The organism is Rhizobium esperanzae (assembly GCF_014197615.1).
Lineage (GTDB): Bacteria > Pseudomonadota > Alphaproteobacteria > Rhizobiales > Rhizobiaceae > Rhizobium > Rhizobium esperanzae_A.
The window spans coordinates 13180-37590 of the sequence record NZ_JACIFY010000008.1; the positions used below are offsets into that span (position 1 = coordinate 13180).

At 58.6% G+C, this 24411-nt stretch carries 22 protein-coding genes; 10 read left to right on the forward strand and 12 right to left on the reverse strand.

Annotation, left to right across the window (positions count from 1 at the left end; genetic code table 11):
- Positions 1-38: 38 nt before the first annotated feature.
- Entirely contained in the window at positions 39-320 is a 282-nt protein-coding gene (locus tag GGD57_RS12370) for a DUF982 domain-containing protein (protein WP_184470067.1), read from the reverse strand.
- Between the two features lie 260 nt (positions 321-580).
- Here GGD57_RS12370 and GGD57_RS12375 point away from each other — a divergent pair, with 260 nt between their 5' ends.
- From GGD57_RS12375 to GGD57_RS12400, 6 genes are all read left to right on the forward strand, one after another.
- Entirely contained in the window at positions 581-853 is a 273-nt protein-coding gene (locus GGD57_RS12375) for a BON domain-containing protein (protein WP_184470069.1), read from the forward strand.
- A gap of 131 nt (positions 854-984) precedes the next feature.
- Entirely contained in the window at positions 985-1380 is a 396-nt protein-coding gene (locus GGD57_RS12380) for a DUF1236 domain-containing protein (RefSeq protein ID WP_184470070.1), read from the forward strand.
- 100 nt (positions 1381-1480) lie between these two features.
- Entirely contained in the window at positions 1481-2386 is a 906-nt protein-coding gene (locus GGD57_RS12385; RefSeq protein WP_184470072.1) for a DUF1236 domain-containing protein, read from the forward strand.
- Positions 2387-2587: 201 nt separating this feature from the next.
- Complete coding sequence (locus GGD57_RS12390; RefSeq protein WP_184470074.1) at positions 2588-3994, forward strand: DUF882 domain-containing protein; 1407 nt, start codon at positions 2588-2590, stop codon at positions 3992-3994.
- An 81-nt stretch (positions 3995-4075) separates the two neighbouring features.
- Positions 4076-5230, forward strand: a complete 1155-nt coding sequence (gene ampC, locus GGD57_RS12395) for a class C beta-lactamase (RefSeq protein WP_184470076.1) — start codon at positions 4076-4078, stop codon at positions 5228-5230.
- Between the two features lie 386 nt (positions 5231-5616).
- The gene (locus GGD57_RS12400; protein ID WP_184470078.1) at positions 5617-6573 is read left to right on the forward strand and encodes an NAD-dependent epimerase/dehydratase family protein; all 957 of its coding nucleotides are present in this window, start codon (positions 5617-5619) and stop codon (positions 6571-6573) included.
- Between the two features lie 109 nt (positions 6574-6682).
- Here GGD57_RS12400 and GGD57_RS12405 read toward each other — a convergent pair whose 3' ends face one another.
- From GGD57_RS12405 to GGD57_RS12420, 4 genes are read right to left on the reverse strand one after another with little or no spacing between them, the layout of a single operon-like run.
- Positions 6683-8053, reverse strand: coding sequence for a glycosyltransferase family 2 protein (locus GGD57_RS12405; RefSeq protein ID WP_184470080.1), 1371 nt, complete (start codon positions 8051-8053; stop codon positions 6683-6685).
- Positions 8043-9227, reverse strand: a complete 1185-nt coding sequence (locus tag GGD57_RS12410) for a glycosyltransferase family 2 protein (RefSeq protein WP_184470082.1) — start codon at positions 9225-9227, stop codon at positions 8043-8045. The genes GGD57_RS12405 and GGD57_RS12410 overlap by 11 nt, the downstream gene beginning before the upstream one ends.
- Positions 9227-10528, reverse strand: coding sequence for an ABC transporter ATP-binding protein (locus GGD57_RS12415; RefSeq protein ID WP_184470085.1), 1302 nt, complete (start codon positions 10526-10528; stop codon positions 9227-9229). The genes GGD57_RS12410 and GGD57_RS12415 overlap by 1 nt, the downstream gene beginning before the upstream one ends.
- Positions 10525-11373, reverse strand: coding sequence for an ABC transporter permease (locus GGD57_RS12420; RefSeq protein WP_184470087.1), 849 nt, complete (start codon positions 11371-11373; stop codon positions 10525-10527). The genes GGD57_RS12415 and GGD57_RS12420 overlap by 4 nt, the downstream gene beginning before the upstream one ends.
- A gap of 116 nt (positions 11374-11489) precedes the next feature.
- Here GGD57_RS12420 and GGD57_RS12425 point away from each other — a divergent pair, with 116 nt between their 5' ends.
- Complete coding sequence (locus tag GGD57_RS12425; RefSeq protein WP_184470089.1) at positions 11490-14528, forward strand: trifunctional glycosyltransferase/class I SAM-dependent methyltransferase/polysaccharide deacetylase; 3039 nt, start codon at positions 11490-11492, stop codon at positions 14526-14528.
- Here the strand turns inward: GGD57_RS12425 and GGD57_RS12430 are convergent.
- Entirely contained in the window at positions 14517-15566 is a 1050-nt protein-coding gene (locus tag GGD57_RS12430) for a glycosyltransferase family 2 protein (protein WP_184470091.1), read from the reverse strand. The two genes, GGD57_RS12425 and GGD57_RS12430, sit on opposite strands and share 12 nt — an antisense overlap.
- Before the next feature lie 1436 nt (positions 15567-17002).
- Here GGD57_RS12430 and GGD57_RS12435 point away from each other — a divergent pair.
- Positions 17003-17209, forward strand: a complete 207-nt coding sequence (locus GGD57_RS12435; protein WP_085738057.1) for a hypothetical protein — start codon at positions 17003-17005, stop codon at positions 17207-17209.
- A gap of 399 nt (positions 17210-17608) precedes the next feature.
- Here the strand turns inward: GGD57_RS12435 and GGD57_RS12440 are convergent, their stop codons facing one another.
- The 5 genes from GGD57_RS12440 to GGD57_RS12460 form a co-directional block, all read right to left on the reverse strand.
- Entirely contained in the window at positions 17609-17857 is a 249-nt protein-coding gene (locus GGD57_RS12440; RefSeq protein ID WP_184470093.1) for a hypothetical protein, read from the reverse strand.
- A gap of 100 nt (positions 17858-17957) precedes the next feature.
- Positions 17958-18665, reverse strand: coding sequence for a TfuA-like protein (locus tag GGD57_RS12445; RefSeq protein ID WP_184470095.1), 708 nt, complete (start codon positions 18663-18665; stop codon positions 17958-17960).
- Entirely contained in the window at positions 18662-19855 is a 1194-nt protein-coding gene (locus tag GGD57_RS12450; RefSeq protein ID WP_184470097.1) for a YcaO-like family protein, read from the reverse strand. Before GGD57_RS12450 ends, GGD57_RS12445 begins: the two co-directional genes overlap by 4 nt.
- 269 nt (positions 19856-20124) lie before the next feature.
- Complete coding sequence (locus GGD57_RS12455; RefSeq protein WP_184470099.1) at positions 20125-20550, reverse strand: helix-turn-helix domain-containing protein; 426 nt, start codon at positions 20548-20550, stop codon at positions 20125-20127.
- A 213-nt stretch (positions 20551-20763) separates the two neighbouring features.
- On the reverse strand, positions 20764-21396 hold the full coding sequence (locus GGD57_RS12460) for a class I SAM-dependent methyltransferase (RefSeq protein ID WP_184470101.1): 633 nt from the start codon (positions 21394-21396) through the stop codon (positions 20764-20766).
- Between the two features lie 332 nt (positions 21397-21728).
- Between GGD57_RS12460 and GGD57_RS12465 the strand changes: the two genes are divergently transcribed.
- A complete protein-coding gene (locus tag GGD57_RS12465; RefSeq protein ID WP_184470103.1) occupies positions 21729-22619 on the forward strand; it encodes a DUF6030 family protein in 891 nt (296 codons plus the stop codon).
- Between the two features lie 111 nt (positions 22620-22730).
- On the opposite strand, the gene GGD57_RS12470 is transcribed toward GGD57_RS12465, so the two are convergent.
- On the reverse strand, positions 22731-23105 hold the full coding sequence (locus tag GGD57_RS12470) for a hypothetical protein (protein ID WP_184470105.1): 375 nt from the start codon (positions 23103-23105) through the stop codon (positions 22731-22733).
- Positions 23106-23309: 204 nt separating this feature from the next.
- Here GGD57_RS12470 and GGD57_RS12475 point away from each other — a divergent pair, with 204 nt between their 5' ends.
- On the forward strand, positions 23310-24383 hold the full coding sequence (locus GGD57_RS12475) for an endo-1,4-beta-xylanase (protein ID WP_184470419.1): 1074 nt from the start codon (positions 23310-23312) through the stop codon (positions 24381-24383).
- Positions 24384-24411: the final 28 nt, after the last annotated feature.

The following is a 24411-nucleotide window of genomic DNA, read 5'->3' on the forward strand; positions in this document are numbered from 1 at the left end:
GGTTTGCCATGCCGTCGGCATCGGAAACCATAGAAATCTCAGTGAGCGACGGCGATGACCGGAATGCCGGCTTCCTCGGCGGCGCGAATGAGTGCAGCGCGCGCTGCCTTGGCCGGGATGTCGCCCTGGATGGCATCCAGGCATGTTTTGACGGCCGCGATATATTCCTCGCCATCATCTGCCGGCCAGGCGGTGATCAGCGTATCGGCAATCTCGCGGAGCGATCGAACCAGCCTGGGCTTTTCCTTGCCGCTCATGACGAGCATCAGAGGCGCGAAGTCTTCGCTCCCGTGCCAATCCGCCATGCCGAGTCTTTGCATCGATAGCCGCCTTTTCCTCGCACGAAGCGACGCCCGGCGCTGATCGGCAACGGGCGCTTCACCAGGGAGGTTCTGACTGGAGTTCAGCAACATCGCTAGAACCTCCCTGGTGTCCTTTCGACAAGGATCAGGAGAATCTAAGCCGGATGGCGCCGAGGGAAAGCCGGACCTAAGTCCGACTGGCGACCTCGGTGGCCGCTGCTCATATATAGCCTCGAGGCAATATGAAGGTCCGTGGAGGGGCGGAACAGGAGGAGAATATGACATTCGGCCCCAACAACCACAGCCATGAAGAATGCTGTTCGGAAGGCCATAGCGCTGCAGCGACCATCGCGACGATATCGGCAGCCCTTTCCGCCGATCCTGACATCGACAGCAGCGCCATCGAGATCCGGATGCTCGGCCCTGTCGTGCTGCTGGAAGGCTATATCACCAAGGCCGCCGACCGCGAAAAAGCCATCTCGCTTGCGGCGATGATCGTCGGCCTGGAGCACGTCCAGGACCGGATGCTGAGCCACTTCCCCACGCAGTAAAGGACGCCCCCGACCGGGTTAGGACTAAAGTCTGAGTGTGCCCCGGTATGAAGTCCCTGCCCGGGAACCCTTCCTCCATCTTCCGGTTTGGCCCTGCAGCGGAACGAACCGCATCGAAGGAGGAAAAATAAATGCATATCAAAGCAGTAGGAATTGCAGCCGGCATTCTGTTGGCTTCGACGTCTGCCTTTGCGCAGTCATCGACGGTCACGGGCGCGGTGGGTGGCGCGGCGACGGGCGCGATTGTCGGCGGTCCCGTGGGTGCGGCTGTCGGCGGCATTGTCGGCGGCGTGGCCGGCAGCGTCATCGATCCGCCGCCTCAGAAGGTGGTGACCTATGTTCAGCAGGCCCCCGCCCCGGCTGAGCGCGTCGTGGTGCAGGAAAAGGTCGTCGTCGGGCAGCCCCTGCCGGAGACCATCGTCGTGACGCCAATTCCCGACGATCCGAAATATGCCTACGCAATCGTCAACGATCAGCGTGTGATCGTCGAACCTTCCTCCCGGAAGGTCATCCAGGTCATCGAGTGACCGACAGGCGGCTCTGACCGCCATTCCAGCAATCAGGGCACGCATGCACCGCATGGGAATGCGGGCGGCAGTCTGTGTCTGAAACCCTCGGAGATTGATCATGAAAAGCAACCATCTCGCCATGCTCGTGGCCGCGCTGTCCCTCAGCGTATCGCCGCTTGCCACGCTGCCGGCCGCAGCCCAGCAGGACGCCACCAAGAGCGGCGGCCAGGCTCAGTCCGGCTCTCAGACGGGCGCGGATGCCGGCGCGCAATCCGGTGCCGGCAAGACCGCCACCGACTGCACTCCCGACGCTTCGGGCGCCTGCCCACAGGGCAAGGACCAGTCAACCAAGGGCCGGACAACCACGGGCCAGACGACGCAGCAGAAATCCGGCCAGGGCTCCGACACGAAGAAGAGCGCCGAGCAGCCTTCGAACGACACGTCGACGAGCGGAAGTGCTGCCGGCAAGGCTTCGACGGAAACCAAGTCCGGATCGCAGGATGCAAGCGGCAGCACCTCGGCCGAACAGAAGCCCGCCGCCAAGTCCGCCACCACCGACAGCAGCGGCGCGGCCACCTCAGGCACGAAGAGCAGCACCGAAAATGCCAAGCCTGCAGAAGGCAAGGCCAGCGGCAGCCCCACGCAAAGCGGCGATGCCTCGAAGCAATCGACCGATCAGAACGCGACGACGACAAACAAGAGTTCGACCGAAACCAACGTCAACAACAACACGACGACGAACAACCAGACGAACACCAAGACCAACGTCAACATAACAGTCGAGCAGCAGACCGAAATTCGGACAGTGGTGAAGGAGGTGCATGTTGCGCCTGTCAAGGACGTGAACTTCACGGTTTCCGTCGGCACGACCATTCCGAAGAAGGTCCGGCTGGAGCGGCTGCCGACGCGCATCGTCAAGATCGTTCCGGAGTACGAAGGCTACCGCTTCTTCATCCTCGCAGACGGCCGGATCGTCATCGTCGATCCCGATGCTTTGACGATTGTCTACATCCTCGAGGCTTAACCCGGCCCGGCCCTTCCCGGCGGTGCCCTTGCGCCGCCGGGACCACCGACGCGATCAGCGTTTCACCGGTGGGGATGCCAAACCAGGGTTTCGACGAATGGGCGCACTTGCGCCTCGAACTGCCCTCATGCGCAACGCACCCAAGCTTCCACATCCGCTTGTTAGGGATTTGTTGACCATAAGCTGGCTTTACTGAGCCGGATGGATGCGGAGTTCCCGCCCCGTCGTCGAGTGTTTGGTGTGGCGGGGTTGTTGGTGTTGACGTATCCGGTGCAAGGATTATGGGGCGGAATTGCGAACCTCCTGTCGCGTGCGGAGCTCTTCGCATCGCAGACCATTCTGCCGGCGCTGTTTGCGCTGCCGGCCCTGATCGGTTCCGCATCCCTTGCCTCGGCGGAAGACCGGGCGCTCAAGCTGTTCTTTACCCACACCGGCGAGAGGGCGACCATTACCTACAAACGGGATGGAAAGTTCGATCCCAAGGGCCTTGCCCAGATCAATCGGTTTCTGCGCGACTGGCGACGGAACGAGCCGACGCGAATGGATCCGCGGCTGCTCGATCTGGTCTGGGAGGTGTATAAGAAGAGCGGCGGCAAGGACTATATCCATATCGTCTCGGCCTATCGATCGCCAGCGACCAACAACATGCTGCGCAACCGCTCGCGCAGCACCGGTGTCGCCAAGAAGAGCCAGCATATGCTGGGCAAGGCGATGGATTTCTACGTGCCCGGCGTGAAGCTTGCGACGCTGCGGGCAACGGCCATGCAGATGCAGGTCGGCGGTGTCGGATATTATCCGACCTCGGGATCGCCCTTCGTGCATCTCGACGTCGGCAATGTCAGGGCCTGGCCGCGCATGTCACGCCAGGAACTCGCGCGCATATTCCCGAATGGGCAGACGATGCATCTGCCGGCCGATGGCCGGCCGCTGCCGGGATATAATCAGGCCGTTGCCAACGCCAGGAAGCGTGGCGCCGCCGCCTCGATAGAGATCGCCAGCGCTGGAGACGACGAGGAAGGTGGCTCCTCGAGCAGCCCCGTCGGCGAGACCGCAGACAATAGGCTCATGACGGCGCTTCTGCCGGCGCCGAAAAGCCGGGCATTGAATGCGCTGGCGCTGCAGACCGGCACGGCCGAGCGGGATGACAAAGGTTCCGCTCCGGAGCTTTCGTCCCCGCCGGTTCCGATACCGGCGATACGCCCGGCCACCCCGGCGCGTGACGCAGAGGCCGACGCCACACTGGCGACGGCATCGATCGGCCCGATTGCCGCGCTTGCCGAGAGACCGGCGCCGGTTTTGCCGGCGCACGCCCGCTTTGAACCTCTCGTTGCACGTGAGAGCTCCAAACAGGGCGCCGATATGATCGCCTCGCTGCCCATGACCGCTTCCTGGGAAGAAGAAAATTTCCTCGGATCGACCTCCGACGCGGCGCTGATGAAATGGGCGCTGCATTCTCCCGGTAAGGCGTTCGACTTGAGCGCGCCGCACCTTTCGCCGCGCACGGTTCATCGTCGGGTCGATGTCGCCGCGTCAGGGAAAGAGATTGCTCCGGTCGCCGCCGCAGAGCTGTTCGATGCCAGCCGGTTTGCGTCGTCGCCGGAGGGCTGACCTCGATCGTCAACAGCCAGTAAGCGCTGTTGGATGTTTATGCGGATGACGACCGCCACGATTGAGCCGGAGGATGATGAAATGACGAGTCTTGGACTAAAAATTTTATCGGCCGCCTTGATCTCGGCATGCGCTTGCACAAACGGCTTTGCCGCCGACGAGACGAAAGTCAGGGCGATTGCCGACGCGGCGATAAAGCCGCTCATGGAGACATATGCCATTCCCGGCGTGGCCGTCGCCATTACCGTCGACGGGCAGGACCATATCTTCACCTACGGCGTCGAATCGAAGGAGACCGGCAGGCCGGTGGCGCCGAGCACGCTGTTCGAGCTCGGCTCGATCAGCAAGACCTTCACGGTGACGCTGGCAGCCCAGGCGGAAATGAATGGAGAGCTTTCGCTGTCCGACAAGGTCAGCCGATATCTTCCTTCGATGCAGAAAAAGCCGTTCGGCGATGTGATCTTGATGAATTTGGCCACTCATACGGCAGGCGGATTTCCGCTGCAGCTTCCCGATGAGATCAAGACCGAAAAACAGCTGCTCGGTTACTTCGCGGCCTGGCACCCTTCCTACGCGGCCGGGACGCAGAGGAGTTACGCCAATCCCAGCATCGGCATGCTCGGCTATATCACCGCGAAAAGCATGGGCGGCGATTTCGCTACCCTGATGGAGGAAAAGCTGTTTGCCGCGCTCGGATTGAAAAACAGCTTTATCAACGTGCCGAAATCGCGGCTCGCCGACTATGCCCAAGGCTATAAGCGGAACGGCGAGCCCGCCCGCATGAGCCCGGCCATGCTTTCATCCGAAGCCTATGGCGTCAAATCCACGGCAGGCGACATGATCCGCTTCGTCGGTGCCAATATGGGCATGATCAAGCTCGACGAAAACCTGCAGCAGGCGATCGCCAATACCCATATCGGCTATTTCGGCGTCGGGGCGATGACCCAGGATCTCATCTGGGAGCAATATGCCTATCCCGCGGCCCTGAACAGCCTGCTCGACGGCAATTTGCCGGCGATGCTGAAGACCATCCCGGTCTCGGCGTTGAAGCCGCCGATGAAACCGCGCGACGACGTCTGGATCAACAAAACCGGCTCGACCAACGGCTTCGGCGCCTATGTCGCCTTCATTCCCAAAGAGCATCTCGGCGTCGTCATCCTGGCGAATAAAAGCTACCCTAACGAGAAACGCGTTGCCGCAGCCTATCAAATCCTGACCGCACTCTCGGCCGACTGAGCGGAATCGGCTTCTCTGCGACGACGCGGGACCCGGCTGGTGAGACGCACAAGGAATGCCGTTCACTTTGAGACGACGGTCGGACTTTGGCCCGATGCGGCAGCCAGCGCCCGCATGGTACAAACTCGTTTGAGTTTGAGGGACATAGTGTGGGCTTCTTTGGGCGTTATTCCCATCAGCGAAGGGACGCAGAAATTGAGCGGGCATGGCCAGGTTCCACACCCGCCTTGTCGTTCGACAAAGCACTGAATACGACCATAAGTAAGCGAATTAATAATTAAGATTAATAAGCGAGTATTTCTTGGAGGTTTTCTAGGTAATTGCCACACGTTACAGGTGATGCTAATAAACAAATCACCTTTTCCTGAAGTCACGAGGCGAACCAAATGAAAAGTGTATTGGTATCTGGCGGAGCCGGGTTTATCGGATCGCATTTGTGTGACAAGCTTTTGCTTAGAAATGACATCCAGAAACTGGTCGTTGTTGACAATCTCTGGACCGGACTTTTCGAAAACATCTCCCACATCAGGGACCCGCGTTTTCACTTCGTGAAATCGGACGTCGAAACGTTTCAGAGTTCCGAAAAATTCGACGAAATCTACCATCTTGCCTCCCCGGCATCGCCGCCCTGGTACATGAAGGAACCGCAGAGGACGATTTCGGCCAACCTTATCGGCGCGTTCCGGCTGCTGGAGCTGTTGAAGAAGGGTGGTCGTTTCGGCTTCACCTCGTCCTCCGAAGTCTATGGCGACCCCCTGGTTTCACCGCAGCCGGAATCCTACAAGGGTCAGGTCGACTGTACCGGGCCGCGCTCGTCCTATGACGAGAGCAAGCGGTGCACGGAGTCGCTGCTGTTCGAGATGCAGCGCACCCGCGGGCTCAACGTCAAGGTCATCCGTCCCTTCAATATTTATGGACCCCGAACCCGCGCCGACGACGGCCGCGCGGTCTCCAACTTTCTCACCCAGGCGCTTTCCGGCCGCCCGATCACCGTGTTCGGCGATGGGCTTCAGTCCCGCAGCTGGGGTTATGTCGACGATATCGTCGATGGCTTCGCCCGCTATTTCTGGATCAACGAAACCGACTACAAGGGACCCCTGAACATCGGCAACGATCGTGAGATTTCGGTTCTCGAGGTGGCGCGATATGTTTCCAAGCTCGCCGGCGGCGTGCCGATCGTCTTCGAGCCGTCGCCGCCGCAAGATCCGACGAACCGGCGACCGGACCTGACCAATGCGCATTACGTCATGCCCGAGTGGTCGTGCAAGATCTCCTACGAACAGGGTGTGGCGATGACGCTCGACTGGTTCAGGCAGAAAATGACGGCGGGCGCGGCGGAATAAGCATCACAGCCTGCTTCTCCACGACATCCGGACGGCCCCCAGGGCCGGCATATCAGCACGGGCGCGGCAGGACGTCTGACCTGGCGCTCGGCTGTAGCAGTGCCCGCCGCTACGATTTATTCGTATCGTCATAGAGTGCCGAAGGCAATTTCGCCTGCATCCACTGGACGTGTTGTTCGAATGTATGCGCGCGGAAACTGGGATTATTGAGGATGTTCAATGTGAAGTCGGACAAAAGCGCGGGGACGTTGGCCGGCTGACCCAGCCATTCGGCAAGCGCCACGGGAAGATATCCGTGTATTGCCCGGCGGTTCAGCCACGGACGGAAGTGCCGTGCATCCCACGGTTCGGCGCCGATCTGGTGAGACATCTCGCCGACGGGGACCGTCCCATTCACGATACGGGCAGCCAGCGGTCGGCGTTGCGCCAGCATGGCTTCGGCTGCCTCAAGGCCTTGCTCCAGATTGATCTCGAGCACCTCGATGTCGTCGGTAGACGCTGACGGATCCGTCGGAAGCCGCCAATCCGCACCCAGGACTTCGGCGGCGCCGCGAAGATAATGATATCCATTCAGCTGTCGCTCTAGCTTCTCATAGAGCCTGCGAAGGCCAGCCTTTTCCAACATTTGGAGGACGCGGGGGCCGGCCTTGACGAGGGGGGCAAGGACAGAACCCGCACGGGTAGCGACGGTCCTTTGCAGACGTCTCTTCCGCCCCTTTTTCCCGGCAAACCGATGGATCTCGAGCAGCCGTTGTATGTCGGGGTGCTTGCGAGCCATCAACGCATCGGAGCGTCCCTCCTGATGCCTGCGCACCATCTTTCCGGCGAGTGTCGTCGTCTGATGTTCGAGATGATAGCCCAATGCGTCAGGAGCAAAACGAATTGGAACTCCCTTTTTGATCAGGCGTAGACCAAATTCGAAGTCTTCCCGTGCACGGGCGAATTGCGGATCGAGCCCGCCCATTGCGTGAAATAGTTCCGCATCCAGCGACAGGTTTCCCGTCAGCACATCGGTAAAGGCGAACCGATGCCCAGGGCGGGACACGCGCGCGAAGTGCCTCGTCCACCATGCGCGCGCGTTGAGGCGGAAGCGGTCCCTTGCAATGTGCGGAAGCGGCGGGTAAGGCCCCATGACCACGCCCCCGGGGTGGCGCTGATGTTCACCGACATGCGCCCCGACGAAGTTTTCCCCGGGTTCAATATCGTCATCGAGGAAGATCAGTAACCGGCCGCTGGCGACCCGCGAGCCCGCATTGCGGGCAAGTGCAGGACCGACGCCCGGCAACGACAGGGTCCGAAGCGGAACGCGGGTCCGAAGCGATGCGAGCATTGCCAACGTGTCGTCCTCACACCCGTCCGCCACAACCAGCACTTCGAACGCCGAGGTGCCCTCTCGCTGGGCGTCGAGCTTGCCCAGAAGCGATCTCAGCATGGCGGAACGATTATGCGTTGGTATGATAACGCTGATGTCAACCGCCATTGTGCCCTGCCTTCCCTGCCCGCGCCCGCGCGCTGAGATAACGAAGCGGGCCGCTCGCAGCCCCTCTGAACTGGGTTAAGGCGTCGTTGTAAGGCAGGCTGAATTGGTCTGTCTGTCGAGGTTGAAAGACGCGCCGAAGAAGCCTGATGTAGGAACGAACCATGCGAGGCAGCGCACGCGGGTTTTTCTCGAACAGCAGGGCCTTCGTCAAGATGGCGAACGATGCAGCCTCGTAGCCATACATCTGCTGCTGCAGTTCCTTGCTCGAGCGACGATGGCGGTGCCAGTTCAGAGCCTCGGGATCGTAGATGATCCGATACCCGGCTTCGAGGACACGCCGGAACATGTCTGTGTCGCCACCAGCCAGGCTGAGCGTTCCGGCGTCGAGGGCCTCGTCGAACCACCCGACCGCGTCGACGATCGTTCGGCGCAATGCCATATTGACGCCGGCACCCGCATGCCATCCGGTGAATGGGTCCAGGTTGTGGGCGTCATAGACCTGACGCCTGAAACCGCGGCAAAAACCGCCAAAATGTTGAAAGGCGATCTGCGCGTCCGTTTCCAGCTCTACCGCCATCGCGAGGCCGGTGACGGCCAGTACCAGCGGGTCCTCGAAATTGCGAAGCAAGGTTCTCAGCCAGAGTGGGTCGGGGACCGCATCGTCGTCGATGAAGGCGACGACGTCTGCTTCCACGTTGCGAAGGGCAGTATTGCGCGCGACGTCAAGGCCAGGTCGGGGTTCGCGCAGATATCTCACAGTGTCGAAGCGGCCGACCAAATCTCGCGTGGCCTCGTTCGACGGGGCATTGTCGACGACCAGAATATCGGCCTTATCGGGCATCGCCAAAAGCCCGGTGAGGCAGCGCTCCAGATCTTCGGTACGATCGCGCGTGCAGATCACGACGGAAGCTTTCGGCAGCTGACTTGGAGCGGGCGACGGATCAGGGAGGGCCAGCCGATGCCTCAACCAGGCCTCGAACACCGACGAACCGGCCGCAGACAGAATCCGCTCCTTGATTGGCGTCTTGTCGCCTTCGGTGTCGAAGGCGATCACCGCTTGGCCGCACGGACGACCGGCGACCCGGATCAGCACAAGTGCGCCGTGATAATCACCCGTCGGCTCAAAATCTGGCGGAAGGTCAAGAATGTCGATATCTCGAACCGCAAGGCGCATCAGGAGCTCTGATCCAGGCTCTGCTGACCCGATGAGCCGCGGTCCGGCGAGGTCGCGGTGGGGCGTGACTGCACCTGCTGCCACTGTGTCGGGGGGTTCAGCATACCCTTTCTTGGGCCGGGCCCGGTCACGGCGAGAGGATAGACTTCAGCGTGATAATCGTAAACCTGCTGCCAGTCTGCCGAAAAAAGCCCCACCGTAACGCGATAGTCGCCTGGCGCCAGGTCGATGCGATCGAGTGTTGTTTCGATGCGCACCATGTCCGAGTCGACGAGAGGGGCGAATTCGGCCAACTTGCTGTCGGTCTCGAAGCAGCACGTATCGTCCGCCGCGTAGACGCCGATGACGATAATGGCGTTGCGATCTCTGGTGGCCCCAACATAGGTCAGTGAAACCGACAGCCGGTCGCCGGCAAAGATGGTGCTTGTCGGCGCGCCTTGCTCGTTCAGCAATGCGACGGCTGTGATCTGCAGTTCACCATTGCCGAACCGGCTGACCTGCGGCACCAGATCGACCGGCTGTTTTGTCACGGCGAACGGTTCGTGCTGGACGCTGGCGACCTTGGCCTCGACAGCCGAGGTATAAAGCGGGAGCATTTCGTCGATCGGCCCGTAGCCCACGACGCGGCCGCCACTCAGGAACAGCACGTGATCGCAGATGTCTCTTACCTGCGAGATGTCGTGTGACACGAAGAAGATAGTGGCGCCGTCGTCCAGTATCTCCTTCACTCTTGCAATGCACTTCTGCTGGAAGGCTTGGTCGCCTACGGCCAGCGCCTCATCGATAAGCAAGACGTCCGGGCGCACATGGACCGCCACGGCGAATGCCAGGCGCATGCGCATCCCAGTGCTATAACTGCGAACCGGGTTCTCGACGGCCGCCTCCAGCTCGGCGAAGGCGACAATCTCGTCAAACCGCTCGGCAACCTCGATCCGCCGCATTCCCGCGATAACACCCAGCAGGAAGATGTTCTCGCGCCCCGTCAAATCGTCGGTCAGGCCCGCCCCGATGTCGAGCAAGGCGCCAATTCGACCCACCACCTTGATCTGTCCTTCGTCGGGACGGCCAACGCCGCCGATCAGGCGCAGCAAAGTGGACTTCCCGGCCCCGTTTAGCCCGACCACGCCGACAGCTTGCCCTGGCGCAACCGCAAAGCTGATATGGCGCAGACCCCAAAAGCTTTGCGACTGTCCCACGGACCGTCCGGACAAAAGATAACCCTTCAAGGTGGTGGAGCGCGCCCCCCCTTGCGCACGGTAGCGCTTGCCGACATCGTGGACGGTGATGGCGCCTCGTCTCATACCTCGTCCACCAGGCGTGCGCTGCCACGCTCGACCAGCCAAATGCCGGCAAACAGCATCGGCAAAGAAACCAGCGCAGTCTTCCAATAGATCGCAGCGGGAGGCCACGCGTGTTCGACGAAAATGGCGCGGTAGCCCTCGAGAATCCAGGCCATCGGGTTCCAGGTGTGAATTAACGCCATCGGCTCACTCGCCTTAAGCGGGCTGTAGAACACGGGTGTCAGGTAGAAACCCAGCATCAAAACCACGCCCACCAGATGTTGAGTATCCCGGAAGTGAACATGCGCAATCGCAACAAGATAGGACAGACCCATCATGAACAGCGCCTGCGCCAGGAAGACGAGTGGAAGCGCCACGACGCTTGAAGTCAGGCCGCCGGTCTCGATATATGAAATGATGAAGAGGAGCGGCAGAGCGAGCAGAAAATGCACGGCCTGCGTGATGACTGCGACAACAGGAAGGACTCCGATCGGAAAGCCCGGCCGGCGCACCAATTCGCTGCTGCCGGTTATGGACGTCGTCGCTGCGGGTACCGCAGTGCTGAGCCAACCCCAGGCCAACACGCCGGAAAAGACGAAAGTGGTGTAATGGGGAATATCGAGGGGAAGGACGTGACGGAAGATCAGCGAAAAAACCAGCAGTTGGCTTAATGGCCGCATCAAGGACCAGCCAAGGCCAATTGCGGACCGTTGATATCTCATCTTCAGATCGCGTGCCAGAAGTGCCAACAGCAGATCGTTCCATTGCAGACAGATGTGGATCAAGGGCCTCCACTGATCACGACGCCAGTACTGGTCCCGCCGCTTCGCGCGATCAAGCGCATGATCCTTGAGATGTTCAGGCATTTCGGCTCACTTTTGCCACCGATTAAATACACCTTGCCTCAAAGTAGTAAAGATCATCATACTGGCGAAGTGACACGATAACTCCAGCGTGATCTCGATTGCAGGAAGCAATAATTATGCCGATGGTTTCCATTATTACACCGGCGCATGGAGCGGAAACAACACTTTCCTCGACGTTGCAGAGCTTGATAGCGCAAACGCATGCTGACTGGGAATGTGTCATTATTGATGATGGTTCAACCGATCGGACCGCAGAGATCGCGGACCGTTTCGCGGCCCGGGATACGCGCTTCCGTGTGCTGCGGCAGGAGCAGAGCGGCGTTTCAGCTGCGCGCAATGCGGGGCTGGCACAGGCGAAAGGCGACTGGGTCGTCTTTCTCGACGCAGACGACGCGCTGGCATCGGCCCATCTCGAAATCATGCTCAATCACACGCGAACTTTGCCGCAGGCCGACATTCTGCATTGCGGTTGGCGCCGCCTGAAAGATGGTGCTCCCTGGTGGCGGTCTCACCCCGCGGTAAAAATGGACAATCCGTTTGCCGAAACAGCGCGCTATTGCCCCTTCGCGATCCATGCCGCCTTGCTGCGCCGGTCCCGGCTTGCAGAAATCGGCGGCTTCGATCCGGAGATGACAATGTGCGAGGACTGGGACCTGTGGCAGCGCCTCGCGCGAGTGGGCGCCGAGTTTGCGCCGGTCGAAGGCCTGATGGCTGACGTCAGCGTGGCGGCCGGCTCGCTGTCGTCGAACAGGATCAAGCATCTCGATTTTGGTCTTAAGGTGATCCGGCGCGGCCACCATTCCGATCCGCGCATTGCCTATCCGGTGCCGGCGCTCGCCCAGGGAATAACACAAGCGGCGTTGGGAACAGCGTGCTGGTATCTCGCGACCTGGCTCGTCGGCGCCACAATCGGTCAGGGCGACAATCCTGGCGAACTGCTTGACCGGGTGGCAGAGCCACTTCCGCCTGACGCCGATGCCTATACGCTCAGCGCAATCATGGTAGACGGGATTGTGGTCGGCGCCTTCCCGGGCGAGCCGATTTGGCCCGGACTATGGTCGAAGATCCAGGACAAGCTTCCCGATCTGGAGGCCTGGTTTGATCGGCATGGTCCCCAAGAGGCTTTTGGCTCCCTGTTGGTTCGTTCACTGGAGCGAAAGGTCGCCGACCAACTGCCGACCGACGTGCCCGCCACGATCGGAACGACAAGGATACAGCCAATCGATTTGGATCGACCGATCGTCGACCTTATCTTGCCAGGCATCGAGCGGCTGCGCTGTTGCATCTGGCAAGGTCCGACGCTTTTAGGGCAACTGGAGTTTGTTGTCTTCGGAGCAATCGAAGCGGATGTCATACAAGATCGACTTAGGACGGTGTTCGGCCTGGAGTTCGACGATCTGACGGACCCAACGGCGGTGGTAGAGGATGACTTCGTCAATCGTCCTGATCACGATGAAGAGCGCGCCGCCGACATGGCAGCGCCAAGCCACCGGGGCGTAGCTGATCGGGTGCTGAAGCTCATAGCGAAACTATCATATTGGGCCGAAGCCAAGACAGCAGCGGGTTGGTGGAGCGAGCAGGAGCCGGCACCAACACCTGTCGACGCGATATCGGGCGTCGCGCTTGCCGGGCGCGCCGAATTCGATCGAATCGTTGAAGAGGAAAGTCAGCGGGCGCTTGCAGCCTCAGCGCAGATGTCAAAGGAGACGCCGTCGAAAAAAACCGGCCCGGCTGGCGATGAGGTGCCGAGATACGATACGGAGGCCTATTGGGAGGAGCTGTTTTCGCAGGTCGATCCTTGGGACTACCGAAACAACTATGAGACTGTGAAATATCTTCAAACACTCCAGTTGTTGGACGATCGGCGCTTTTCGAACGGCCTTGAGCTGGCCTGCGCAGAAGGAACCTTTACACGGATGCTGGCCTCCCGCGTCGACAACCTGCTGGCAACCGACATTTCGGCGTCGGCAGTCGCGCGAGCGGCCTCGCTTCAGGACGACGATGCCGCGGTAGCCTATCGGCAGCTGGATCTTTTGCGCGACGAACTGGAAGGGCCTTACGATCTCATCGTCTGCAGTGAAGTTCTGTACTATTTCGAGAACAGAGAAAAACTCCGGCAGATCGTCGACAAGATTGCGGGCAGCCTTCGCCCTGGTGGTTGGTTCGTGACAGCCCACGCCAACCTCCTGGTTGATATGCCGAATGAGACGGGATTTGGGTGGCCGCATGAATTCGGTGCGGTCGGCATCGGTGAGATGTTTGACCAGCATCCGGATTTAACTCTCTCGGTTGAAGCCAGGAGTCCGCTCTATAGAATCCAAAGGTTCGAGAAGGTAGAGCACGGGGGCTTTCTTGAACCGAAACGCGTGGAAGTCAACACCGCGCAGCCTTTGCCTCTTCAGGTCGCAAGCCAGGTCCGCTGGAGAGGGGGGCAAGCTGTAGAAGCGGCCGCCAGCTGGAACGATGTCCCGATCCTGATGTATCATCAGGTTTCGGACGACGGCGCGGACCAGCTTGCTCGATACCGCCAGTCTCCCGAGGCTTTCGAAGCTCAACTGGCCTTTCTGCGCGACACCGGGTGGCGCGGCATGACTTTGGATCGGCTGCTTGCTTGTTTCGATGAAGGGGCCAAACCGCCCGAAAAGACATTGGTTCTAACCTTCGACGACGCTACACGCGATTTCATGACGCATGCCCTCCCGCTACTACATCGATACGGCTTCCCATCCTCACTCTTTGTTCCAACCGGCAGGGTCGGCGGCTCTGCAATATGGGATTCGGCCTATGGATCACCGGCTCCACTGCTAACGTGGGAGGAACTTGCGGCAGTCGCGAAGAGCGACGTGACGCTGGGCGCCCACGGTGTCCGGCACGTTCGTTTATCTGCCCTGGCACCCGAGAGCCTGTTGCGAGAGCTTGCCGGCTCCAAAGCTATGCTTGAAAAATGCCTTGGTCGGGAAGTGCTGGCGGTCGCATATCCGTACGGCGACTTCGACCCCGCTATCCGGGACATCGCCGAACAGTGCGGTTACCGGATCGGGTTAAGCTGCGTCGGTGGCACGGTGCGGGCGGACGCAGATAAGCTCGCATTGAAAAGACAGGAGGTTTTTCGCGGGATCACCCAGTCACAGTTCGAAAATCTGCTATTCGGCTGAGACAAGAATGGGAGGTTCCGCCGTCCAACCCGCATCGTACTTTGTTCCCAGAGCAAAGCGATGATTGGGATTTGGAGAGAAATTAGGTTCCTGCTTCAGCCATGATCGGGCCTTTCTTTTGAGGTTCCTCATTGCCTTTGATCTCGCGTCGACCACAAGCATCTCGACAGCAATCGGCTTGTCATGTCGCGACATGGTAGCCACAAGTCCGATGAGCGCGCGGTATCGGCCCTGTTCAACTGCCTTCTGGGCGAGCCACCGGCCACAGCGGCGTAGGCCGGCCCGGATTGCAAGACCCTTTTCGGGGTGTCTCTTCAGCATTTCATCCGCGACCAGAATCCAGGACCGAAGCATTCGCGCCAGATTGGCTGACATGTTGTCGGGGGTTTGGCGATAGCCGACAAGATGATCCGGCACCACTGCAAAATGCGAGAGTTCAGCGGCCAGGCAGTAGAAGAGATAATCTTCACATCCCTGCGCCTTGCGCTGTTGGAGTGAGGAGTCAAATCCTCCCGTCGCGTCGAGGACATGCCGCCGGACGAGTGGCGAGCTTCCATTTCCAATGAAGTTATCGGCAAGTACCTCGTCGAGCACATCTCCCTCGATGGAAATTTCATTGCTCCGGTAAATGACGTAATTCTTGTGGTCAATCATCGCATACCAAGTGTAGACCAGCCCGACTTGAGGACCACCTGCCTCCAATGCCGCCAATTGCCGCTCAATTTTATCAGGCGACCAAAGGTCGTCAGCATCGAGGAATGCTACGAAGTCGGCCGACGTAGAGCGCCAACCCGTATTTCGAGCAGCAGCGACGCCGGAATTTCTTTGCTTCAATACTCGCACGCGCGGATCTATTTCAGCGACTGCTTGCGCAACAGCCAGGGTATGGTCCTTGGAACCGTCGTCCACCACGACGATATCGAGCGCCTGATGTGTTTGATTGCGAACGCTGCTGATTGTTTCAGTCAGAGTTTGTTCCGCGTTATAGGCGGGGATTACAACAGCAACAGTTACGTCACTTCCTGCGGATTTCTTCAAGCTCTCAACTCCGACGTCTGCACCATCGCAAATAAGGTACACCAAAAAGCCAAGCGCGCTGCCAAAAAGACGGTTACCCTCTACCTGTGAGGAAGCTGATCTGTAGCGTAGCGGCGAAGAAGATGAGCGTCTCACCCTGATTGCCGCGCTATAGGATCAAGCCCCAGCCCGTAATCGCAGTGCGCGATATAGCCGATCGGAACGCTCAGGCGCAGTTCCCCCGCCGCACCTCGAATTCTGAGCGGACACTATAAATCCTCAATATTTTCAGGACGAAAAGCACCGATTAAATAGAATATCAACCAGAAAAAGACGATTAAGTCACGACAAGAAATAACCACCCAATAATGACCTGTGACAATCATAGTTTTTACTGTAACCATACCTGGGCACTGTGCAAGCATCCCTACCGGAGGACCCGCCATCACCCCGGCGGGTCCTCGACCTGCTTAAGGCAGGTTGCCGAAATACAATCGCTGTTATCGCTGCGTCGGCACAAGCAAATCCTGTTGCGGAAGGCGATATTGTCGTCGGGATCGGCTTTGATAAGAAAAGCCGATATCATTGGCAAGCGAGGTTCGCAGCGCCGGTTCTTCCCGCTCGACATTTCGACGCCACTTTCACTGATCCATGAAACAGGGATCAGCAAGGAAATTACCACAAACAAGCAATCGACATGAATTCGATATTATTATTCGAAAAACACTCGCCAACATCGGCACAACCATTCGCCAGAAATACATATTTCCATTAATATCTATAGGAATTCCAGCAATGTTATAATTAAAACTTAAATACAACCTTTATCTGAATTTCATATATTTACCTTTTGATAAATTTTTAAGCAATACACATGAATACCTGTCGCAGTTTATTCTGAGCTGGTGCTCGGTAAAACATCGGACTTACCTTCGGGACGGAAAAAGAAAAACTATTCGGAGCCATTTCCGGCTTGGCCTCTCGCCACCTCGCCTCACTGATGAGGCCTTTCAACCGATCGCCTAGCGATCCTCGGTTGTTCATGCATCAAGAAGCCGGCATGCAATTCGATAGCGCGATGACGGCCGCGAAAATACGCTAGCCGTAATGTACTGATAGATCTTCACATTTTCCTGTTCCCCACGACCTCGGCCAACAATGCCGCCGGTCGCATCCTGCCTGCCGTTTCAACTCGGCCTCCAGTTTCGCCCCTCCGGCTGAAAGCCTGAGGCGCAGGCATGCGCAGTCTTCGTTCGCAAGCCTTCCGATACGAAACAACTTATATGCGCGGCCAGCTGGCACGGTCCTATTTCAACACGCCGGAAGGCCTGCCTCAAGGTTTCCATCTGTGTCGAAATGGTCGCACTCCCTCAGCGAATTAACCGTTCATAAAGCATTTGCTTGCTCAACTTATAATTTGTGTCATGGTCACTGTAAGTAGTGAGGGAGCTGAGCTGATGAGTGATCTAGCATCGCAGATTCCGGAATTTGGTTATGATGAACGCGTAATGATCTGCCGGAAGCAGATCGAGAAGGCGGTCTATCAGTTCATTGCAAATACGAAGGTCGAGGGATGCGATCCGGCCGAAGTCGCAATGGCCATCGCAGACATTGCCGACGATTACATTTTACTGCTGGCGCAGAAACGCAATTTGACCCACTGAGATCAGCGATCGACCGGTCATCCGGAAGCGATCCGAAACGTAGTATCGCCGCCGCTTCCCTGCCCGGAAGCAACGTCGGCGAGACCGTTTACCCCGCATCGAAACCATCACTGGGATGGAATGTCGAGCAGCTTCGGAAAGGCGCCCGGCGACGAACGGATTTGCTCAACCTGCAAATTCACGCCAGCCCGAAAATGAAACGCCGAAGCATGGGCACACACGTCGGGCGTCCGTTTCAGCCCGTGATCTCCGATGAGAAAGCAGATGGCCACAGCTTGATTGACTGCCCGGCCCAGGTAGGCGCATGCAATAGCCCCGAAAATCGAAGCTGACTTTCGGGGCCATGCGCGGGTTTGAAGCGCCGGAGCGTTCTCGCCGCGTCCGATCGGACGCGCCGTACTAATGACTTCTCACACTCACTTGCGGCACCGGAGAACTCAATTCGCCCAGTTCCCTGGTCAAACCGTCCCCCACCTGCTGCTTCACGGCCTCGAGCGCCAGATCGAGGCAATTCGTCGCGAACTCCAGTTTGACATCTTGAGCGACATGTCGCGCATAGGCGATCATGCGCGCCAGTGCGATGAGTTCGTCCCGACCGTCTTCCGCCCCGCAGTCTGCATCCATCTTGGCAATCAATGTCATGCCCATGCCCATTTCTCCCTCAATGGAAGGAATGATACGCGCGCAGACATGATCGAGCCCGTGAAAAAAGCGTGACACAACTCCCGGTGACATTGCCGTCACCGATTCAAAGCGTAGGTCGCGTCCGGAACAAGGTTTCATGCAGCTTCCAAGGCAGATCGACGTTCGAGCGGATGTCGTGGGCTTCCTGCACGGCTTTCAGCAATTCCAGCGCATCGATACGTTTTTGATCGACGGAATGCGAGGCAAGTGCCGCCAGCAGCTGCGGACGAGCCGGCTCGTCTATCCCTGCGCATTGCTCGACGATCGCCCGCCATGTCCGCTTCTTGAAAAATATCGCGTTCGCCGCATCTTCGAGCGCCTGGCGCACCCCCTCTGCCAGCAGCCCGCAATCCTCCATCGCATCGAGCGTGGCGCTGACGTTGACGAGCGGTATCGTCAACGGCTTGCTGCCGAGTGCCGTCGGCGCATGCATGAGTGCGACAGCGGCATCGTCGATCAGCCGACCGGAGCGATAGTCCTCGAAAATGCGGCCGATCCCGACCATCCCGAACGGGTGACATTCCGCCGCCCGCAGGGCGCCCATGCTGGCGGCCCCGAAAACGGTGACGCCTAGCGAGAGAGCCTGGAGAATTTCCTTGTGCCAGACCGGTGCGGCATATTCGAAACCACCGTCGATCAAGCCGATGACATTGGCGCCCTGCTCCAGCTGAGCCAGGACATCGCCTTGCATGGCGGGCGGCAGGACGCGGATCGCCCCGCCGGCAAGCGACGCCGCATCGGGAAGACTGGGACCTGCGAAAATGACCTTCAAAACCCCATCCCCTTGGCCAGCGCCCTTGCTCCAAATCGCCGGGCGCGCTCCCCTTCCGGATTTTCGAGCTCGGGAATAATGACCTTGACGACGCTGAAGGGAAGCGTGTCCTCGCTGAGGCGCACCGCGATGACCGAAGCGATCCCATTGTCGCGCAGGGCGTCAAGCACATGTTGCAACAGCTGCGCCAGATCCTGATGCCGACATCCTGCCCCGCCACCACGGCAAAGGTCTGCAGCAGGCGGTGCGGCAACCGCATCGAAGGCCCGCCGCATCTGCGGCGGCAGGGATCGCAAGAAAGTTGCGGGCGAAATATCGTCCCTGGCGCCGCTGATATAGGTCAGGCGGGATTGCACGGCTTCCGTCACCGCCCGAATGGCCGCACGCACGGGAACCGGATGCGCCCCGCTGCCGCCGGTCACCTCGACGAGGCGGATGTCCTTCTGACCCTGAAGATCCCCGGTGCCAGGGATAGTCTCCCCGGGACCCAGCATGGCGGTGAAACAGGGGACGCCGATATCGCTGGTGATATCGAACAGCTTGAGCGCCAATCCCGATCTTTCGATCTTGTCGATCAGCCCGGTGAGGGCGCTGTCCTCGAAGCCGCGGGGATCGACGCAGCCGGCATAAAGATCGGCTTGCCGGCCCACCTGCCACAGCACATGCGCATCACGCTCGATCCGCTCCAGAACGCCATGAAAAATCGCCTCCTCGACACTGTTTCCAGAAGCCAGGCCATCCGACGACATCCAGTATCGCGCGTCACGCGTCCGGTCGAGCAACACCGCTTCGAAGGGAATGTGGATTTCGTCGCCACTGAGGATATTGACGCCGGCAACCCATTCGGTCACCTCATCCGGCCCGAGATCGGCTTTATGGACGGCGGTCAGGCAGCTCAACCTGTCGACCGTGCAGCCCATCGCCTGCAGCCGGGACGAGGAATTGTGGACGCGCTTGACGAAAGGCTCGCCGGCAACCGCCCGTTCGAGGGCTTCCATGACAGTGGACGTCTTAGCGTCCAGATCGGTCAGGCCCTTTCCCTGAGCGATCACGATCGACCGCGAATTCGGTGTATATGCGCACCAGACAGGGATTCCGATGTCGTCCAATCCTGTATGCCGCGCCACTCTGGTAATGCCGAACCTGGCCAAAAAAGGTTCGACGCGGGAAAGAGTTTCCCCCGGCGACATGATCCTGTCGGAATATGGAGCGTGGTGGGTCAGATGACGGCCCTCGCCAAGGAATGCCCTAATTGTTCAAAACCCGGCCTTCAATAGGCCTTCCCTTTAAAGTCTTTATCGAAATATTCCGGCCGGGAACGGTGGCGATCACTTCCCTGCGTCGAAAACCGGCTTTGGCGCTTTCGGCATGGTGCCGATGACAGAGCGTTTCCGCCGCCCGCCCTTCGTCTCGATCAACCGCAGATCGCCAAATGCCTGCAGACGGAGACAATCCGTCCTCAGCCGCCGATAACCGGATCCTGCAACTCACCGTCGATCTCCGACAATCCCGTGACCGCCAGACTTTTGGCCAAGGCTACCAGTTTTTGCCTGATATTCGGATCCTCGATGGCGATAAATGCCTTGTTGAGCGCCAGACCCTCCTTCGAGGACAAAAACTTGTTCAATTCGCTGGTCTCGCCTTCGATCGGTCCGGAACCGCCGTTCTCGAAGAAAAAACCGATCGGCACGCGCAGAATCTCGGATATCTTCTGCAGACGGCTGGCGCCTATTCGGTTCGCTCCTTTTTCATATTTCTGGATCTGCTGGAAGGTAATGCCCAGAAGCTCGGCCAGACCGTGCTGGGTCATCCCGAGCGTCTTTCGCCGAACTCTCACACGGTTGCCGACATAGACGTCGATCGAATTCGGGGATTTAGCCTTCATGTGAATAAGTCTCCCACTTTATCAGCATGCTCAGCCGTATAATGGAGAGTTTAAGCAAGAATGCAACTAAAAGTAAATATTTCGTAAGGAATTTTTTCAGCGTTACGCGGAGTAAAAGACAACCTGTGGATTATTACGTGGGATGCCCCGAAGGAACGCGCACCGCATTGCTCGTTGAATGCTGTCGAAACCCGCGCCGCTCCAACGCAGTCTCTAACGAGGCTTTCGAGCGACGGCGATCATCGACTTGGCCAAAACGGGGATCCGCCCGACATATCCAAAACGCACATTGTCGAAGCCGGCTTCGAGCAACAGCGTGCTCAGTGTGCTCTTCGACCAGAACTTGATATGCCCATGATCCTTCAATGGCATGAAGTGATCATCCATTTTTCCCATCACAGCCAGCACAAGGTTCTTCAGATAACCATGATAGGGCGTCGACATCACGGCGACGCCGCCCGGCTTGACGAGATCGTACATCGTCGAGGTGAAGGCCCTGGGATCGTAGACATGCTCGATCACTTCAAGGCTGATGACGGCATTGAATGTGCCGTACTCCCGGGAAAGATCGTCATAGGCCGAGCCGACATTCAGCGGCAGTTCGGGATAACTGATATTGGCCTTGGCGATACCATCGCTGGAAGGATCGACACCGACGACGTAATAACCCCTCCCCGCAAGAGCGGCGGCGGCTCCGCCGGTGCCGCATCCCAAATCGAAGACGTCGCGTTCCGCAGAACCGTCGAAATGGTTCTCCAGCACATCGAGCACCGCAGGCAGGATGTAGGAATGCGCGGTTGTCGGTTTGGCGTGAACATAGGTCGTTGCATCAGGCTCGACGGACATTTCCCCTCTCCCTCGGCGATTGCGCGGCAAACCTATCAAAAAATACGTCGAAAATCTGGTTGAATGCACCGAATTCCAATGACGCTACAAATATAAATCTTTGATTTTATTATAAATAAATAAAACCATCACACGAAAAAGCCTGCAGCGTCATCGATTCCCGACGGAGATAGCATGCAGCGCCTCCAGCGAAATCTATCGTCCCCGTCCGGATTGGCAGGCACAAAGGTGCCCAATTGCCGACACGAAGCCAAAGATATTTAACGGATAAATGTATACTGCTGGATTCAGACAGCCCGATCGAAACCCTTCTCGCACCGGAGAAGACAAGCTTGCCCGAGAATTCATCGTCCGCAAATTCCAAACAGCCGGTGGGAAAACCGAAGATTCCCCTGGTCTTCTGGCTGCTGCTGACGATCTCCCTCTCGCTAGTCATGGGGACGGTGCTTCTTTCCAACGATATGAAACACTTGAAGACGGTCGGCCATTATTTTGGCTTCGATCTCTTTCCCCCTGAAGTCAAGCCGCCGCCGCCCAAAGCCCCTCCCCGCCCGTCGCCGCCGGCCGCCTTCACGCTTCCTGCGCACATCATCGAGCCGCCGATGGCACAGACCGCGTCGACTTTTCTGCGGACATGGCGGATATCCGGGCCGGCAATGTGTGCGGCGCTGCGCACTGCCGGCGTTCAAACCAGCGATTGGGCGCCGGCGAGCTTCAACGCCGATACGTTCGAATGCTTTTTCGAACATAGCGGCAAGCGGGAGAAGGATCAGCTTCCGAACTCCGTCTTCGTCATCGTTCGTGGCGATGCCGCCGGCACGATCAACAATATGCGGGTGAAAATCATCAATCCCGAGACGGATCAGAATGGCCAGCTCGATCCCGGCATTCTGCGAATTTTCGAAACCATGCTGCGGCAACCGCAATGGCTCGATATTCACGAGACGCTGAATGCGATCAAAAATCTGAAGGACGTCAAGGAAGACGGCTTCGGAGCCAGCATCAGCTTCACCCATGAGGTGCTCAACGCCGGGCGCTATAATTTCACGCTGTCGCTGGATGCGGCCTCGGGACCGCAGAAAAGAACGAGAAATTATTTCGCCAGCAGAATATGGCTACCATCGCCTGACCCGACAGCCGAGGCCGGCAGCCCGCAACCGGAATCAATATCGACGCCCGCCGATGCCGGGGCGCCGGCAGAACACCCGCAATCTCGGCATTGATGCCGTGTGCAGCAGCTCCGGGACAGCGAACAGCAAGCTGAAGCGCAATGCATGAATCAAGTTCGATGCGACGCGCTTTCGGTTTTCGGCCGCACGCCGTGCGCCGACTTATCACGCCATAGAACTTGCATCGTCGTGATGTCTCGCCAAAATCTTGTAAAGCTCTTGCAGACTGTCCGCGCTCGGCCGTTCGGTGCTGTCCCCGCCCGCCAGGCGCCAGACCCGCTCGACATTGAGATCCTGCTTGGCCTGCGCAAGATCGTCGTTCAGCGACCGGATGACGATCTCCGATCGGCGTAACCGCCGGGACATTCTGACGAGCGCGGCAATCAGGAGGACAATGATGCCGATGACGCCGAGAACAAGGGCTGCGAACTGCCAATCAGCGAGAAAAGCCAGGTCGTTTCGAACCGCCGCCATAAAAAAAACGGCATTTTGCAATGCAATATGAAAACAGCTTAGCAGGTAGCTAGTCCACTCTTCCATCACGAGCGCCCTCCAAAACGATTCATATCTTGGAGCAGGCCGGCACGTCTAGCAGAGACTGACAATATCCCCCATGGCGAAACTATATTCGAGGTTGCATTACTCTGCCGAATTGAACGCGAACTTCGCGATCGACCGTTTGGCGAGCCCGGCCCTTTGAAATTCCGCCGCAGACATGAAAAAAGCCAACAGTTGAGAGATAGAATGAAGAGAAGACGTTTCCTCGCCTCGGTTCCGCTCGCCCTGTTGTATGTCCGCGCAGGCCAGGCCCTGGCGCAGATGCCTCCGGAAAAAGGGCTGCGCGCCCTCGCCGACAGCAAGGCATTCCGATTCGGATCGGCAATCGACCTGCAGAACATCAGCGATCCGATCGCTTCCGAGATCTACATCCGCAACGTCAATTCGATAACGCCGCGAAACGAGCTGAAATGGACTGCGACGGAAAAGAGGCCGGGTGTTTTCAGCTTCGCAAGCGCCGATCGGATAGTTGCATTTGCTCGAAAAAACAACATGAAGGTTTATGGCCATACGCTGATCTGGTATCGCGTCCCCGAATGGGTGTCCGATATCACCGACGCGAAGACCATTCAGGCGGCGATGAACCGTCATATAAAACAGGTTGTCACTCGCTATAAGAACTCGATCGACGCTTGGGATGTGGTGAACGAGCCGTTGGAGTATGATGCGCCGGATCTGCGGGATTGTGTTTTCCGCCGCCTTCTTGGCGACGATTATATACGTATGAGTTTCGACATGGCACATCAGGCCAATCCCGGTGCGACGCTGGTGCTCAACGAAACGCATCTGGAGAAGAAATCCGACGTGTTCGAACAGAAGCGGGGGCGCATCCTGAAAATCGTCGAGGATCTCGTCGCCCGGAAAACGCCGATCAACGCAGTGGGGCTGCAGGCGCATTTCCGCCCCGGCCTCGACCGGATCGACCCGGAAGGAATGGGGCGGTTCTGCGTGGCCCTGAAGGACATGGGGATCGGCGTTTTCATCACCGAGCTCGATGCGTCCTGCCACTTCCTGAACCGCGACAAAGGCTTTTCGCCGGCGTCATACGCCGATATTTTCGGTGACGTGATCGCTGTGGCGGCCGAGCGTGGCGACTTGAAAGGCGTGACGGTATGGGGCATGTCGGAAAGATACGGCGAGCCCGATGAGAAGGGCGCCGATCCGGATGCGGCGTGCACGAAGCGCGTTAATCTTTACGACGAAAGCAATACGCCGAGAAGTGCGGTTGATGGCATCCGACGGGCAATAGAGGCGATGTGATGCGCAAGACGACAACGGAGACGTCGAT